This window comes from Roseomonas sp. TS2 (assembly GCF_058833935.1).
The window spans coordinates 13054-26197 of record NZ_JCACVY010000015.1 but is presented as its reverse complement, the minus strand read 5'-3'; the positions used below and the strand labels follow the sequence as shown (position 1 = coordinate 26197).

At 67.4% G+C, this 13144-nt stretch carries 13 protein-coding genes and 2 tRNA genes; all 15 read right to left on the bottom strand.

Annotated features, from left to right (window positions below):
• Position 1: 1 nt before the first annotated feature.
• The 15 genes from nuoK to lon all read right to left on the bottom strand — a co-directional run bounded on the left by nuoK (position 2) and on the right by lon (position 13144).
• The gene (nuoK, locus tag ACZJYS_RS05110) at positions 2-313 is read right to left on the bottom strand and encodes an NADH-quinone oxidoreductase subunit NuoK (protein WP_181377956.1); all 312 of its coding nucleotides are present in this window, start codon (positions 311-313) and stop codon (positions 2-4) included.
• Position 314: 1 nt separating this feature from the next.
• Positions 315-1016, bottom strand: coding sequence for an NADH-quinone oxidoreductase subunit J (locus tag ACZJYS_RS05105; RefSeq protein WP_109515052.1), 702 nt, complete (start codon positions 1014-1016; stop codon positions 315-317).
• A 126-nt stretch (positions 1017-1142) separates the two neighbouring features.
• Entirely contained in the window at positions 1143-1631 is a 489-nt protein-coding gene (gene nuoI, locus ACZJYS_RS05100) for an NADH-quinone oxidoreductase subunit NuoI (protein ID WP_109515051.1), read from the bottom strand.
• A gap of 71 nt (positions 1632-1702) precedes the next feature.
• Positions 1703-2713 carry an NADH-quinone oxidoreductase subunit NuoH gene (gene nuoH, locus ACZJYS_RS05095; RefSeq protein WP_109515050.1) on the bottom strand — a complete coding sequence of 337 codons (1011 nt, stop codon included), beginning with the start codon at positions 2711-2713 and terminating at the stop codon, positions 1703-1705.
• 6 nt (positions 2714-2719) lie between these two features.
• Entirely contained in the window at positions 2720-4786 is a 2067-nt protein-coding gene (gene nuoG, locus ACZJYS_RS05090) for an NADH-quinone oxidoreductase subunit NuoG (RefSeq protein ID WP_109515049.1), read from the bottom strand.
• A 4-nt stretch (positions 4787-4790) separates the two neighbouring features.
• Positions 4791-6101 carry an NADH-quinone oxidoreductase subunit NuoF gene (nuoF, locus tag ACZJYS_RS05085; RefSeq protein WP_109515048.1) on the bottom strand — a complete coding sequence of 437 codons (1311 nt, stop codon included), beginning with the start codon at positions 6099-6101 and terminating at the stop codon, positions 4791-4793.
• 4 nt (positions 6102-6105) lie between these two features.
• Positions 6106-6765, bottom strand: a complete 660-nt coding sequence (gene nuoE / locus ACZJYS_RS05080) for an NADH-quinone oxidoreductase subunit NuoE (protein ID WP_379649154.1) — start codon at positions 6763-6765, stop codon at positions 6106-6108.
• Positions 6762-7979, bottom strand: a complete 1218-nt coding sequence (locus tag ACZJYS_RS05075; protein ID WP_109515046.1) for an NADH-quinone oxidoreductase subunit D — start codon at positions 7977-7979, stop codon at positions 6762-6764. Before ACZJYS_RS05075 ends, nuoE begins: the two co-directional genes overlap by 4 nt.
• Positions 7976-8641 (bottom strand): NADH-quinone oxidoreductase subunit C, encoded by a 666-nt coding sequence (locus tag ACZJYS_RS05070; RefSeq protein ID WP_493176251.1) that lies wholly within the window; start codon positions 8639-8641, stop codon positions 7976-7978. The genes ACZJYS_RS05075 and ACZJYS_RS05070 overlap by 4 nt, the downstream gene beginning before the upstream one ends.
• Positions 8634-9194: a NuoB/complex I 20 kDa subunit family protein gene (locus ACZJYS_RS05065; protein ID WP_109515044.1), complete on the bottom strand. Its 561-nt coding sequence runs from the start codon at positions 9192-9194 to the stop codon at positions 8634-8636. The genes ACZJYS_RS05070 and ACZJYS_RS05065 overlap by 8 nt, the downstream gene beginning before the upstream one ends.
• Positions 9195-9201: 7 nt before the next feature.
• A complete protein-coding gene (locus ACZJYS_RS05060; protein WP_109515043.1) occupies positions 9202-9570 on the bottom strand; it encodes an NADH-quinone oxidoreductase subunit A in 369 nt (122 codons plus the stop codon).
• A 225-nt stretch (positions 9571-9795) separates the two neighbouring features.
• Positions 9796-9872, bottom strand: a tRNA-Asp gene (locus ACZJYS_RS05055).
• Positions 9873-9993: 121 nt separating this feature from the next.
• Positions 9994-10065: transfer RNA gene (locus ACZJYS_RS05050), tRNA-Val, on the bottom strand.
• Between the two features lie 126 nt (positions 10066-10191).
• Complete coding sequence (locus ACZJYS_RS05045; RefSeq protein ID WP_109515042.1) at positions 10192-10473, bottom strand: HU family DNA-binding protein; 282 nt, start codon at positions 10471-10473, stop codon at positions 10192-10194.
• Between the two features lie 253 nt (positions 10474-10726).
• A complete protein-coding gene (gene lon / locus ACZJYS_RS05040) occupies positions 10727-13144 on the bottom strand; it encodes an endopeptidase La (RefSeq protein WP_109515041.1) in 2418 nt (805 codons plus the stop codon).

Genomic DNA, 13144 nt, shown 5'->3' with positions numbered 1-13144 from the left:
CTTAACCCTTCAGGGTGGAGATATCCTCCACCTCGATGCTGCCGCGATTGCGGAAGTAGATGACGACGATGGCCAGGCCGATGGCCGCCTCGGCCGCCGCCACGGTCAGGATGAACAGGGCGAAGACCTGGCCGGTGAGGTCCTGCAGGGCGGCCGAGAAGGCCACCATGTTCAGGTTCACCGAGAGCAGCAGCAGCTCGATCGACATCAGGATGACGATGACGTTCTTCCGGTTGAGGAAGATGCCCAGCACGCCCAGCACGAAGAGGATGGCGCTCACCGTCAGGTAGTGGCCAAGACCGATGGTCAGCATCTCAGTGGTGCCCCCCGCCGTGATGGTCGTGGTGGTCGTGGCCCACCGCCTTGGGCTTCGGCGCCTCCGGCAGCGGCCGGCGGATGATGCCGAGCTGGCCGAGGCCGGCGCGCGAGGGCGGGTTGGCGAGCTTCACCGCCTCGGCCCGCGCCACCTGCACGCCGATATCCTGCCGCTTGCTGTTGGCCGGCTTGTCGCGCAGCGTCAGCACGATGGCGCCGATCATCGCCACCAGCAGGATCAGCCCGGCCACCTGGAACAGGTAGATGTAGTCCGTGTAGATCAGCTGGCCCAGCGCCTCGGTGTTGGTCACCTCTGGGCCCGGCGTGGCGTTCAGCCGCAGCGTGGCGGCGTCCGGCGCGAACTGCCAGCTGCCGAACACGAAGAGCAGCTCGAGGAACAGGATGCCGCCGATGACGGCGCCGATCGGCGCGTAACGCTGCAGCCCCTCCCGCATGCGGCTGAAATCGATGTCCAGCATCATGACGATGAAGAGGAAGAGCACCGCGACCGCGCCCACATAGACGATGACCAGGATCATCGCCAGGAACTCGGCCCCCGCGATCAGGAACAGCGCCGCGGCGTTGAAGAACGCCAGGATCAGGAACAGCACGCTGTGCACGGGGTTGCGGCTGGTCACCACCATGACCGCGGACGCGATCAGGATGGCCGCGAAGACATAGAAGGCGAGTGCGGCGATCATCGCAGCCCGCCCGCGTGCAGATGCAGCATCATGGCACCGTTCCGAGAGAGCCGTCCTGGCAGGAGGACGGGGCCGTGAAGGAAAGCCGCGGGGGAGGCACGGACCGGACCGCCCCCGCCGCGGAACTCAGCGGTAGGGCGCGTCGAGCTCGAGGCGCTTGGCGATCTCCGGCTCCCACCGGTCGCCATTCGCGAGCAGCCGATCCTTGTTGTAGATCAGCTCCTCGCGCGTCTCCGTCGCGAACTCGAAATTCGGCCCCTCGACGATGGCATCGACCGGGCAGGCTTCCTCGCACATGCCGCAATAGATGCACTTCGTCATGTCGATGTCGTAGCGCGTGGTGCGGCGGCTGCCATCCTCGCGCGGCTCGGCCTCGATGGTGATGGCCAGCGCCGGACAGATCGCCTCGCACAGCTTGCAGGCGATGCACCGCTCCTCCCCGTTGGGGTAGCGGCGCAGCGCGTGCTCACCCTTGAACCGGGGCGAGAGCGCGGTCTTCTCGAAGGGGTAGCTGATCGTGGTCTTCGGACTGAAGAAATACTTCAGCGTCAGCGCCATGCCCGAGGCCAGCTCGGTCAGCAGCAGGCTGCGCGCCACGCGGTCAAGCGTTGCCATTTCTCACCTCGCCGCGCGGGGGTAGCCCGCGCCACTCATATCGACAAGCGTCATCATCGCGACAGGGCACCTCATACCGGCAGCCACCCCGTCAGCTTCAGCACGAAGGCCGTCAGCACCAGATAGACCAGGCTGAAGGGCAGGAAGATCTTCCAGCCCAGTCGCATCAGCTGGTCGTACCGGTAGCGCGGGAAGGTGGCACGCACCCAGATGAAGGTGAACAGGCAGAGCATGATCTTGAGGATGAACCAGATCGGCCCCGGCACCCAGTTGAAGGGCGCGATGTCCATCGGCGGCAGCCAGCCACCCAGGAACAGGATGCTGGTCATCGCCGACATGAGGATCATGTTGGCGTATTCGCCCAGGAAGAACAGGGCGTAGGTCATGGAGGAGTATTCCACCATGAAGCCCGCCACCAGCTCCGACTCGCCCTCGGCCAGGTCGAAGGGCGGGCGGTTCGTCTCGGCGAGCGTCGAGATGAAGAAGATCACGAACATCGGGAAGAGCGGGATGGCGAACCACACCGTCTTCTGCGCGCGCACGATCTCGCTCAGGTTCAGGCTGCCCACGCAGAGCAGCACGGTCACGATGACGAGGCCCATCGAGACCTCGTAGGAGACCATCTGCGCCGCCGAGCGCAGCGCGCCGAGGAAGGCGTACTTGGAGTTCGAGGCCCAGCCGGCGATGACGATGCCGTAGACGCCGAGCGAGGAGATGGCCAGCAGGTAGAGCACGCCGACATTGATGTCGGCGATCGCCCAGCCATCATTCACCGGGATCACCGCCCAGGCGATGAGCGCCAGGATCAGCGTCAGCATCGGGCCCAGGATGAACAGCGCCCGGTTGGCGCCCGACGGGATGATCGTCTCCTTCAGCAGCATCTTCAGCGCGTCGGCGAAGGGCTGCAGCAGGCCGAAGGGGCCGACCACGTTCGGGCCCTTCCGCATCTGCATCGCCGCCATCACCTTGCGCTCGGCATAGGTGAGGTAGGCCACCGCGATCAGCAGCGGCACCAGCAGCGCCAGGGTCTGCGCGACCGTCAGCGCCAGGATGCCGATGGGGGATGCGAGGAAAGCGTCCATGCCGCGTTACTCCGCCGCCAGCTTGGGTGTGGCGTCGTTATAGATGCGGCTGCACTCGGCCATCGTCTCCGAGGCGCGGCTGATCGCATCCGCCTGCCAGTAATCGGTGATCGGGAGGGTGAAGGACGTGGCCTCCGGCGCCGCGCCCTCCGCCAGCCTCGGCCCGGCGGTGTCGTGGCAGCCCTCGGCGATCCGGCCATCGACCATGCCGAAGACCGGATTCGCCGCCGCCATGCGGGCCCGCAGCGCGTCCAGCGTGTCGAAGGCGAGGCTCACGTCCAGCGCCGCGCCGGCGGCGCGGATGATGCGCCAATCCTCCCGCGCCTCGCCCGGCGGGTGCAGGGCCATGCGGCCCCGCTGCACCCGGCCCTCGGTGTTGACGTAGGTGCCGTCCTTCTCCGTGTAGGCCGCGCCGGGGAGGATGACATCCGCCCGCGCCGCCGCCCGGTCGCCATGGTGGCCCTGGTAGATGACGAAGGTGCCGGGCGGGATCAGCCCGGGCTCGAAGCCATCGGCGCCCAGCAGCCACAGCGCATCGACGCCGCCGCCCAGCATGCCGGCCAGGTCCAGCCCGCCCTCGCCCGGCACGAAGCCGGCATCGAGCGCGCCGACCTGCCCGCCGAACAGGTGCAGCATGTTGAAGCCATGCCATTCCGGCGTCAGCGCGCCGACGCTCTCGGCCAGCGCCCAGGCGGCGGCCAGGATGGCGGCGCCATCCGGGCGCGCCACAGCGGCGCGGCCGAGCACGATCATCGGGCGCTTCGCACCCTTCAGCACCTCGGCGAAGGCGTGGCCGCCATCGCGCAGCGTGGCGAGGGCGTCAGGCCCCTCCCCCAGATGCTCGGCCTTGTAGGTGAGGTCGAGCCCGGCCGGGCCGATGCTCGCCACCTTCAGCGCGCCGGAGGACCAGCGCTTGCGGATGCGGGCATTGAGCACCGGCGCTTCCTTGCGCGGGTTGGTGCCGATCAGCAGCAGCGCATCCGCCTCGTCGATGCCGGCGATGCCCGAGTTGAACAGGTAGTGGTCGCGGCGCGAGACATCGATCGCCGCGCCATCCTGCCGGCAGTCGAGATTGGCCGAGCCGAGGCCCACCATCAGCTCGCGCAGCGCGAAGGCGCTCTCGGCGTCCACCAGATCGCCGGCCACGGCGCCGAGACGCTGGCCAGGGATGCCCTTCAGCCGCTCGGCGACGACCGCGAAGGCCTCCTGCCAGGAGGCAGGCTTCAGCTTGCCCTCGACGCGGATCCAGGGGCGGTCCAGCCGGCGGCGCTTGAGGCCGTCGAAGGAGAAGCGGCCACGGTCGGCCATCCACTCCTCGTTCACCTCCTCATTGATGCGCGGCAGGATGCGCAGCACCTCGGGCCCGCGGGTGTCCACGCGGATGGCAGCGCCGACCGCGTCCAGCACATCGACGCTGTCCGTCTTGCGCAGCTCCCAGGGGCGGGAGACGAAGGCGTAGGGGCGGCTGGTCAGCGCGCCGACCGGGCAGATGTCGATCAGGTTGCCCGACAATTCGGTGGTCAGCGCCTTCTCGACATAGGTGCCGATCTGCATGTCCTCGCCGCGGCCGGTGGCGCCCAGCTCCGGAACGCCCGCGACCTCGGTCGCGAAGCGCACGCAGCGGGTGCATTGGATGCAGCGGGTCATGATCGTCTTGACCAGCGGGCCGAGATACTTGTCCTTCACCGCGCGCTTCTGCTCGCGGTAGCGGCCGCCCTGGCCGCCATAGGCGGTGGCCTGGTCCTGCAGGTCGCACTCGCCGCCCTGGTCGCAGATCGGGCAATCGAGCGGGTGGTTGATCAGCAGGAATTCCATGACGTTGCGGCGGGCGTTGCGGACCAGCGCGCTGTCCGTGAACACCTTCATGCCGTCCGCCACGGGGTAGGCGCAGGAAGCCACCGGCTTCGGCGCCTTCTCCACCTCGACCAGGCACATGCGGCAATTGCCGGCGACGCTCAGCCGCTCATGATAGCAGAAGCGGGGAATTTCCTTCCCCGCTGCTTCGCAGGCCTGGAGGACGGTGGCCCCGTTCGGGACCTCGACCTCGATGCCGTCGATCGTGACCTTCGCCATGGTCTTACTCCGCGGCCAGCGGCATGGCGCCGCCGCTCTTTTTGGCGTGGTATTCCCGGATGCGCTCTTCCATCAGCGGGCGGAAGTGGCGGATCAGCCCCTGCACCGGCCAGACGCCGCCATCGGCCAGCGCGCAGATGGTGTGGCCCTCGATCTGGCGGGTCACGCTCTCGAGCACGTCGATCTCGGCGATCTCGGCGCGGCCCTCGACCATGCGGTCCATCAGGCGCTTCTGCCAGCCCATGCCCTCGCGGCAGGGGGTGCACTGGCCGCAGCTCTCATGCTTGTAGAACTGCGCCAGGCGGGCGATCGCCTTGATGATGTCGGTGGACTTGTCCATGACGATCACGCCCGCCGTGCCGAGGCCCGACTTGTGCTCGCGCAGCGCGTCGAAGTCCATCAGCACGTCGTCGCAGATGTGCTTGGGCAGCAGCGGCGTCGAGGAGCCGCCGGGGATGACGGCCAGCAGGTTGTCCCACCCCCCGCGCACGCCGCCGGCATAGCGCTCGATCAGCTCCCGCATCGGGATGCTCATCTCGGCTTCCACATTGCAGGGCTTGTTCACATGGCCCTGGATGCAGAAGATTTTTGTTCCCACATTCTTCGGGCGGCCGAAGCTGGAGAACCAGCTCGCGCCGCGCTTCAGGATGGCGGGCACCACCGCGATGGTCTCGACATTGTTGACCGTGGTCGGGCAGCCATAGAGGCCGACGGCGGCGGGGAATGGCGGCTTCAGCCGCGGCATGCCCTTCTTGCCCTCGAGGCTCTCGATCAGCGCCGTCTCCTCGCCGCAGATATAGGCGCCGGCGCCGCGGTGCACGTAGAGGTCGAAATCCCAGCCGCTGCCCGCGGCGTTGGGGCCGAGCAGCCCGGCCTCATACGCCTCGTCAATCGCCGCCTGGAGGACCTGGATCTCGTTGTAGTACTCGCCGCGCACGTAGATGTAGCCGGCATGCGCGCCCATGGCGACGCCGGCATAGAGGCAGCCTTCGATCAGCAGGTGCGGATCGTTGCGGATGATGTCGCGGTCCTTGCAGGTGCCCGGCTCCGACTCGTCGCCATTGACGACGAGGTAGGAGGGGCGCCCATCCGGGTTCGACTTCGGCATGAAGCTCCACTTCATGCCGGTCGGGAAGCCCGCGCCGCCACGGCCGCGCAGGCCGGACTGCTTCATCTCCTCGATGATCCAGTCCCGCCCCTTGGCGATGATGGCGGCGGTGCCGTCCCAGCTGCCGCGCCGCTGCGCATCCTTCAGGTTCCACGGATGCAGGCCGTAGAGGTTGGTGAAGATGCGGTCCTTGTCGCTCAGCGCCATGGTCTCACTCCTCCCCCGCGCGGCCGGGGGCCGCATCCCGCATGGGAATATCCAGCACCGTCTCCGGCCCGCCGATTGGCGCGCTGCCCTGGCGGCCCTGCATGCTGCCCGGCTTCGGCCGCTCCCCGCGCTTCAGCGCCTCGAGCAGCTTCACCGTGCTCTCGTAGTCCATGTCCTCGTAGTAGTCGTCATCCACCTGCAGGATCGGCGCGTTCACGCAGCCACCGAGGCATTCCACCTCGGTCATGGTGAACAAACCGTCCTCGCTGGTGTCGCCATAGCCCTTGAGGTGGCCCGCATCCTTGCAAGCCCGGAGAACCTCGTCCGAGCCACGCAGCCAGCAGGGCGTCGTGCCGCAGACCTGCAGGTGAAACCGGCCGATCGGCTTGGTGTTGAACATGAAGTAGAAGGTGGCGACCTCGTAGACGCGGATCGGCGCCATGCCGAGGCGCTCCGCGATCGTGTCCATCGCCACGCGCGGCACCCAGGCGCTGCCGGTGGCACGCCCCATCTGCTTCTGCGCGACGTAGAGCAGCGGAATGACGCCGCTGGCCTGCTTGCCTTCCGGATAGCGCTTCAGGATCTTCTCGATCTGCGCCTCGCTCTCGGCGTCGAAGGCGAAGCTCGCCGGCTCCTCGTGGTGGGGGGAATGCGGGGCGCTCACCGGTCGATCTCTCCGAACACGATATCCAGGCTGCCGATGACGGAGACGGCGTCCGCCAGCATGTGGCCCTTCGACAGCTTCTCCATCGCCTGCAGATGCGCGAAGCCAGGGGCGCGGATCTTGCAGCGATAGGGGCGGTTGGTGCCGTCGGCCACCAGATAGACGCCGAACTCGCCCTTCGGCGCCTCGACCGCCGTGTAGGTGGAGCCCGCCGGCACGTGGTAGCCCTCGCTGTAGAGCTTGAAGTGGTGGATGAGCGCCTCCATCGAGCGCTTCATCTCACCCCGCCGCGGCGAGACGATCTTGCTGTCCGGGATCTTGACCGGACCGCCGGGCATCTGCGCCAGGCACTGCTTGATGATCTTCAGGCTCTCGCGCATCTCGGCGATGCGGACCAGGTAGCGCTCATAGCAATCGCCATGGCTGCCCACCGGGATCTCGAAGTCGAGCTGGTCGTACACGTCGTAGGGCTGGCTGCGGCGCAAATCCCAGGCGCAGCCCGAGGCGCGGATGCAGGGGCCGGAGAAGCCCCATTCCATCGCCTCCTCGGCCGTCATGATGCCGATATCGACGGTGCGCTGCTTGAAGATGCGGTTGCCCGTCAGCAGGCGCTCGATGTCGTCGACGAATTTCGGGAACTGCTCCGCCCAGGCCGCGATGCGGTCGGTCAGCCCGGCCGGCAGGTCCTTCAGCACGCCGCCGGCGCGGAAGTAGTTGGCGTGGTAGTGCGAGCCGGAGGTGGCGTCGTAGAACTCGAGCAGCACCTCGCGCTGCTCGAAGCCCCAGAGGCTCGGCGTCGTCGCGCCCACATCCAGCGCATAGGTGGTGATGTTCAGGATGTGGTTCAGGACGCGGCTGATCTCGGCGAACAGCACACGGATGTACTGCGCGCGGATCGGCGCCTCGATGCCGAGAAGCTTCTCGACGGCCAGGGCGAAGCAATGCTCCTGCGCCATCGGCGCCACGTAGTCCAGGCGGTCGAAATAGGGCAGCGCCTGGAGGTAGGTCTTGTGCTCGATCAGCTTCTCGGTGCCGCGGTGCAGCAGGCCGATATGCGGGTCGGCACGCTCCACCACCTCGCCCTGCATCTCCAGGATCAGGCGCAGCACACCGTGCGCCGCCGGATGCTGCGGGCCGAAATTGATGGTGTGGCTGTCGATCTCGACCGTGCGGGTGCCGCCGGCGGCCGGGGTGTCTTCGGTGCTCAGGCTCATTCGCGGCCGATCCGGTTCAGATGCACCTTCTCGTCGCCGGGCAGCGTCGTCATGCCTTCCCAGGGCGAGAGGAAATCGAAGTTGCGGAAATCCTGCGTCAGCTTCACCGGCTCATAGACCACCGCCTGCCGCTCCGGGTCGTAGCGAACCTCGACGAAGCCGGTCAGGGGGAAGTCCTTGCGCAGCGGATGCCCCTCGAAGCCGTAATCGGTGAGGATGCGGCGCAGGTCGGTCTGGCCCTCGAAGACGATGCCGTACATGTCCCACGCCTCGCGCTCGAACCAGGTGGCGGAGGGCCACAGGTCGACCACGGTGGGCACGGGCGTCGCCGCATCGGTCGTGGTGATGACGCGGATGCGGTGATTGTGGGTCATCGAGAGCAGGTTGTAGACCACCTCGAAGCGCTCCGGCCGGCCCGGCCAGTCGACGCCGCAGATGTCCATGCACTGCTGGAAGGCGAAGCGCGGATCGTCGCGCAGCATCTGCAGCACGGCGTGCAGGGCTTCGCGCCGCACGCGGATTTCCACCTCGGCGCCGCGCGCCACCTGGGAGCCGAGCACGGCCCCCTCGGGGATGGCGCCCAGCACGGCGGCGAGCAGGGCCTCATTCGCCGTCGGCACGCGCGGCGCCTCGGCGGTTTCGATCGGGGTCTGGTCAGCCACGGAGGATGCTCCCCGTCCGGCGGATCTTCTTCTGGAGTTGCAGCACGCCATAGACCAGCGCCTCGGCGGTCGGCGGGCAGCCCGGCACATAGACGTCCACCGGCACGATCCGGTCGCAGCCGCGGACGACGCTGTAGCTGTAGTGGTAGTAGCCGCCGCCATTGGCGCAGCTGCCCATGGAGATGACCCAGCGCGGCTCGGCCATCTGGTCATAGACCTTGCGCAGCGCGGGAGCCATCTTGTTGGTCAGCGTGCCGGCCACGATCATCACGTCCGACTGGCGCGGCGAGCCGCGCGGGATGACGCCGAAGCGGTCGAGGTCGTAGCGCGGCATGTAGGCATGGATCATCGGCACGGCGCAGCAGGCCAGGCCGAAGGTCATCGGCCACAGGCTGCCGGTGCGCGCCCAGTTCACCACCTTGTCGATATTGGCGACGACGAAGCCCTTATCCTCGATCTCGCCGGTGACGCCCTTGATGACGGCGTCCTGCTCGGGGCCCGGCGGCAGACCCTGCCGGTTCCAGCTCAGGTCGCTTTGGTTGCTCGCGCTCATTGGCGGCTCACTCCCAGTCCAGGGCGCCTTTGCGCCATTCGTAGATGAAGCCCACCGTCAGCACGCCCAGGAACGCCATCATCGAGAGGAAACCCAGCCAGCCGATGTCGCCCAGCGCCACCGCCCAGGGGAACAGGAAGGCCACTTCGAGGTCGAAGATGATGAACAGGATGGCGACGAGGTAGAATCGCACATCGAAGCGCCGGCGCGTGTCGTCGAACGGCTCGAAGCCGCACTCATAGGCGGAGACTTTTTCCGCATACGGTTTCTGGCGGGCCGCCAGCACGCTGCCGCCCACCATCGCCACGGCGATGCCCGCGGCAATGGCCAGGAAGACCAGGATCGGGAAATAGTTCGCCAGCAGGGGCTGGGTCATGATGCGTCCGTCCCTCGGGCCTGCGGCCCAACAGTGCCATGCGCAGGGAAGCGCATGGCCAGTCACGCCACGGGGCATGCCGTAGCGCAACGCTGGGCGGACATTACCCCCCCAACGCACGCTTCGCCATAGCCCGGAGGGCATTGCTGAACATTGAAAAATGAAAGCGACGCAAGCCAAAACGCCGCCCCGGATCTCCCCGGGGCGGCGTTTTGCCGATGCGACTGGCGCGAGTGACGGGGCTCGAACCCGCGACCTCCGGCGTGACAGGCCGGCGCTCTAACCAACTGAGCTACACCCGCTTGCGTCGTGGGGCGGGAAATACGGCGCCGCCCGGTTTGTGTCAATCGGCGAAAAGCAGATTAGCGCCGATTGATTTGATACAGAACTGACCAGCTCCCGCTGGGCCGCCCTACGCAGGATTGGGCACTGACGGATTCGAACCGCCGGCATCCTCGGTGTAAGCGAGGCGCTCTACCGCTGAGCTAAGTGCCCGCACAGCAGGGCTGCGATACCCTCCCCGCACGCCCTTGGCCAAGCCTTAAAACAACACGGGGCCGGCATCGCTGCCAGCCCCACGGCCCTGCCCCGGCCAGACCGCGGCCGGAGACGCGCGGAGTCTCAGTTCAGATCGTCCTTCAGCGCCTTGCCGGCCTTGAAGCGCACCGTGACGGACGCGGCGATCTCGATCTCCTCGCCGGTGCGCGGGTTGCGCCCCTTGCCGGCCTTGCGGCGCGAGGTGGAAAACGTGCCGAAGCCCACCAGGCGGACTTCCTGCTTCGCCTTCAGCGACTGGCTGATCGCGTCGAACACCGCGTCGAGCACCTCGCCGGCCTTGGCCTTGGAAAGCTCGCCCGTCTCGGCGACAACCGCGACGAGATCCTGTTTGTTCACGTGGTTCATCCTCGCCCTGGGGGGTCGGGGCCGACGGAAGCCGGCCCGTATCGTCGGCGACACTAGGCAGCCGATTTTTCCGCCGTCAACGCCGCGCTGAAGGCAAGCCGGCCGGCCGCGGCCAATTTCCGGGGCTGATGCAGCCCGGTCACGGCGCGAGCGTCGCCATGCCCCTGGAAGCCACAAAAAAACCCGGGGAAGGTATCCCTCCCCCGGGTTCAGAAGCCTGTCCGGCGCGGCCTGGAGGCCGCGCCGGAGCGAATCAGTGCGGCAGGCTGGCCGGCTGGGCGGCCTTGCCATCGGCAGCGGCCGGCGGGGCCTCCTCCGGCTCCGACCAGTCGATCGCCTCGGGCGGGCGCGCCAGCGCCTTGCTGATCACCTCGTCCACATGCGAGACGGCGTTGATCGTCAGCCCCTTCTTCACGTTGTCCGGGATCTCGGCGAGATCCTTTTCATTGTCCTTGGGGATGAAGACCGTGGTGATGCCGGCGCGCAGCGCCGCCAGCAGCTTCTCCTTCAGCCCGCCGATCGGCAGCACGCGGCCACGCAGCGTGATCTCGCCCGTCATGGCGACATCCTTGCGCACCGGGATACCGGTCAGCACGGAGACGATGGACGTCGCCATGGCGATGCCGGCGGAGGGGCCGTCCTTCGGAGTCGCGCCCTCCGGCACGTGCACATGGATGTCCCGCTTCTCGTACAGCGTCGGCTTGATGCCGAAGCTGGCCGAGCGGCTGCGGACATAGGACAGCGCCGCGGAGACGCTCTCCTGCATCACGTCGCCCAGCTTGCCGGTGGTCTGCACCTTGCCCTTGCCGGGCACCAGCACCGACTCGATGGTCAGGATCTCGCCGCCCACCTCGGTCCAGGCCAGGCCGGTGACGACGCCCACCATATCCTCCGCCTCGGCCTCGCCGTAGCGGAACTTCTTCACGCCCGCGTACTTCTCGAGGTTCTTGCGGTTGATGGCGACCTTCTTGGCCTTCTTGGAGACGATCTCCTTGACGGCCTTGCGGGCCAGCCCGCCCACCTCGCGCTCCAGGTTCCGCACGCCGGCCTCGCGCGTGTAGTAGCGCACCAGGTCGAGCAGCGCCTCGTCCGTCACGCTCCACTCATTCTCCTTCAGCCCGTTGGCCTCGGTGACCTTGGGCATCAGGTGGCGGCGGGCGATCTGCACCTTCTCATCCTCGGTGTAGCCGGGGATGCGGATGATCTCCATGCGGTCCAGCAGCGGCTGCGGCATGCGCAGGGAGTTGGCCGTGGTGACGAACATCACGTCCGAGAGGTCGTAATCCACCTCCAGGTAGTGGTCGCCGAAGGTGGAGTTCTGCTCCGGGTCCAGCACCTCGAGCAGGGCCGAGGACGGGTCCCCGCGCCAGTCGGCGCCGAGCTTGTCGATCTCGTCCAGCAGGAAGAGCGGGTTGGAGGTCTTGGCCTTCTTCATGCCCTGGATGACCTTGCCCGGCATGGAGCCGATATAGGTCCGCCGGTGGCCGCGCACCTCCGCCTCGTCCCGCACGCCGCCCAGCGACATGCGCACGAAGTTGCGGTTGGTGGCCTTGGCGATGGACTTGCCGAGGCTGGTCTTGCCGACGCCCGGGGGGCCGACCAGGCAGAGGATCGGGCCGCGCACCTTGGGCGAGCGCGACTGCACCGCCAGGTACTCCAGGATCCGCTCCTTCACCTTGTCCAGCCCGTAATGGTCGGCGTCCAGCACCTCCTCGGCCTTGGCCAGGTCGTTGCGGACCTTCGACTTCTTCTTCCACGGAATGGAGAGGATCCAGTCGAGGTAGTTGCGCACCACCGTCGCCTCGGCGCTCATCGGCGACATGGAGCGGAGCTTCTTCAGCTCGCCCAGCGCCTTGTCGCGCGCCTCGGGGGAGAGCTTGGTGGCCTTGATCTTGGCCTCCAGCTCGGCCGACTCGTCCTTGCCGTCCTCGCCCTCGCCCAGCTCCTTCTGGATCGCCTTCAGCTGCTCGTTCAGATAGTACTCGCGCTGGGTCTTCTCCATCTGCCGCTTAACGCGGTTGCGGATGCGCTTCTCCACCTGAAGAACGCCGATCTCGCTCTCCATATGGGCGAAGACACGCTCCAGCCGGGCCGAGACGCTGCCGATCTCGAGCAGCTCCTGCTTCTCGGCGATCTTCAGGTTCAGATGGCTGGCGACCGTGTCCGCGAGCTTGGCCGAATCCTCGATCTGGTTGATCGAGACCAGCACCTCGGGCGCGATCTTCTTGTTGAGCTTGATGTACTGCTCGAACTGCCCGACCACGGTGCGCGCCAGCGCCTCGATCTCGGGCGACTCGGCGGCATCCTCCTCCTGCGGGGCCGTGTAGGCCTCGAAGTACTGGTCGGTTTCCTTGAAGCCGAGCACGCGCGCCCGCTTACCACCCTCGACCAGGACCTTGACGGTCCCGTCCGGCAGCTTGAGCAGCTGCAGCACGGTGGAGACAGTGCCGACATCGTACAGGTCCTCGGCGCCCGGGTCGTCCTGCGCGGCGTTGCGCTGGGCGACGAGCAGGATCTGCTTGTCCTCCCGCATCACCGCCTCCAGGGCGCGGACGCTCTTCTCCCGGCCCACGAAGAGGGGAACGATCATGTGGGGGAAGACGACAATGTCCCGCAGCGGCAGCACGGGGAGCAGTTCACCGCTCGTCAATTCGGGTTTCTTATCCGCCAT

Bases quoted from the DNA above. Each gene is read 5' to 3' on its own strand.
- ACZJYS_RS05045 (WP_109515042.1), bottom strand. From the start codon at position 10,473: ATGAACCACGTGAACAAACAGGATCTCGTCGCGGTTGTCGCCGAGACG.
- nuoF (WP_109515048.1), bottom strand. From the start codon at position 6,101: ATGGCGCTGAGCGACAAGGACCGCATCTTCACCAACCTCTACGGCCTG.
- lon (WP_109515041.1), bottom strand. From the start codon at position 13,144: ATGGCGGATAAGAAACCCGAATTGACGAGCGGTGAACTGCTCCCCGTG.
- ACZJYS_RS05075 (WP_109515046.1), bottom strand. From the start codon at position 7,979: ATGAGCCTGAGCACCGAAGACACCCCGGCCGCCGGCGGCACCCGCACG.
- nuoH (WP_109515050.1), bottom strand. From the start codon at position 2,713: ATGGACGCTTTCCTCGCATCCCCCATCGGCATCCTGGCGCTGACGGTC.
- nuoI (WP_109515051.1), bottom strand. From the start codon at position 1,631: ATGGCAACGCTTGACCGCGTGGCGCGCAGCCTGCTGCTGACCGAGCTG.
- ACZJYS_RS05060 (WP_109515043.1), bottom strand. From the start codon at position 9,570: ATGACCCAGCCCCTGCTGGCGAACTATTTCCCGATCCTGGTCTTCCTG.
- nuoK (WP_181377956.1), bottom strand. From the start codon at position 313: ATGCTGACCATCGGTCTTGGCCACTACCTGACGGTGAGCGCCATCCTC.
- ACZJYS_RS05105 (WP_109515052.1), bottom strand. From the start codon at position 1,016: ATGATCGCCGCACTCGCCTTCTATGTCTTCGCGGCCATCCTGATCGCG.
- ACZJYS_RS05065 (WP_109515044.1), bottom strand. From the start codon at position 9,194: ATGAGCGCGAGCAACCAAAGCGACCTGAGCTGGAACCGGCAGGGTCTG.
- nuoG (WP_109515049.1), bottom strand. From the start codon at position 4,786: ATGGCGAAGGTCACGATCGACGGCATCGAGGTCGAGGTCCCGAACGGG.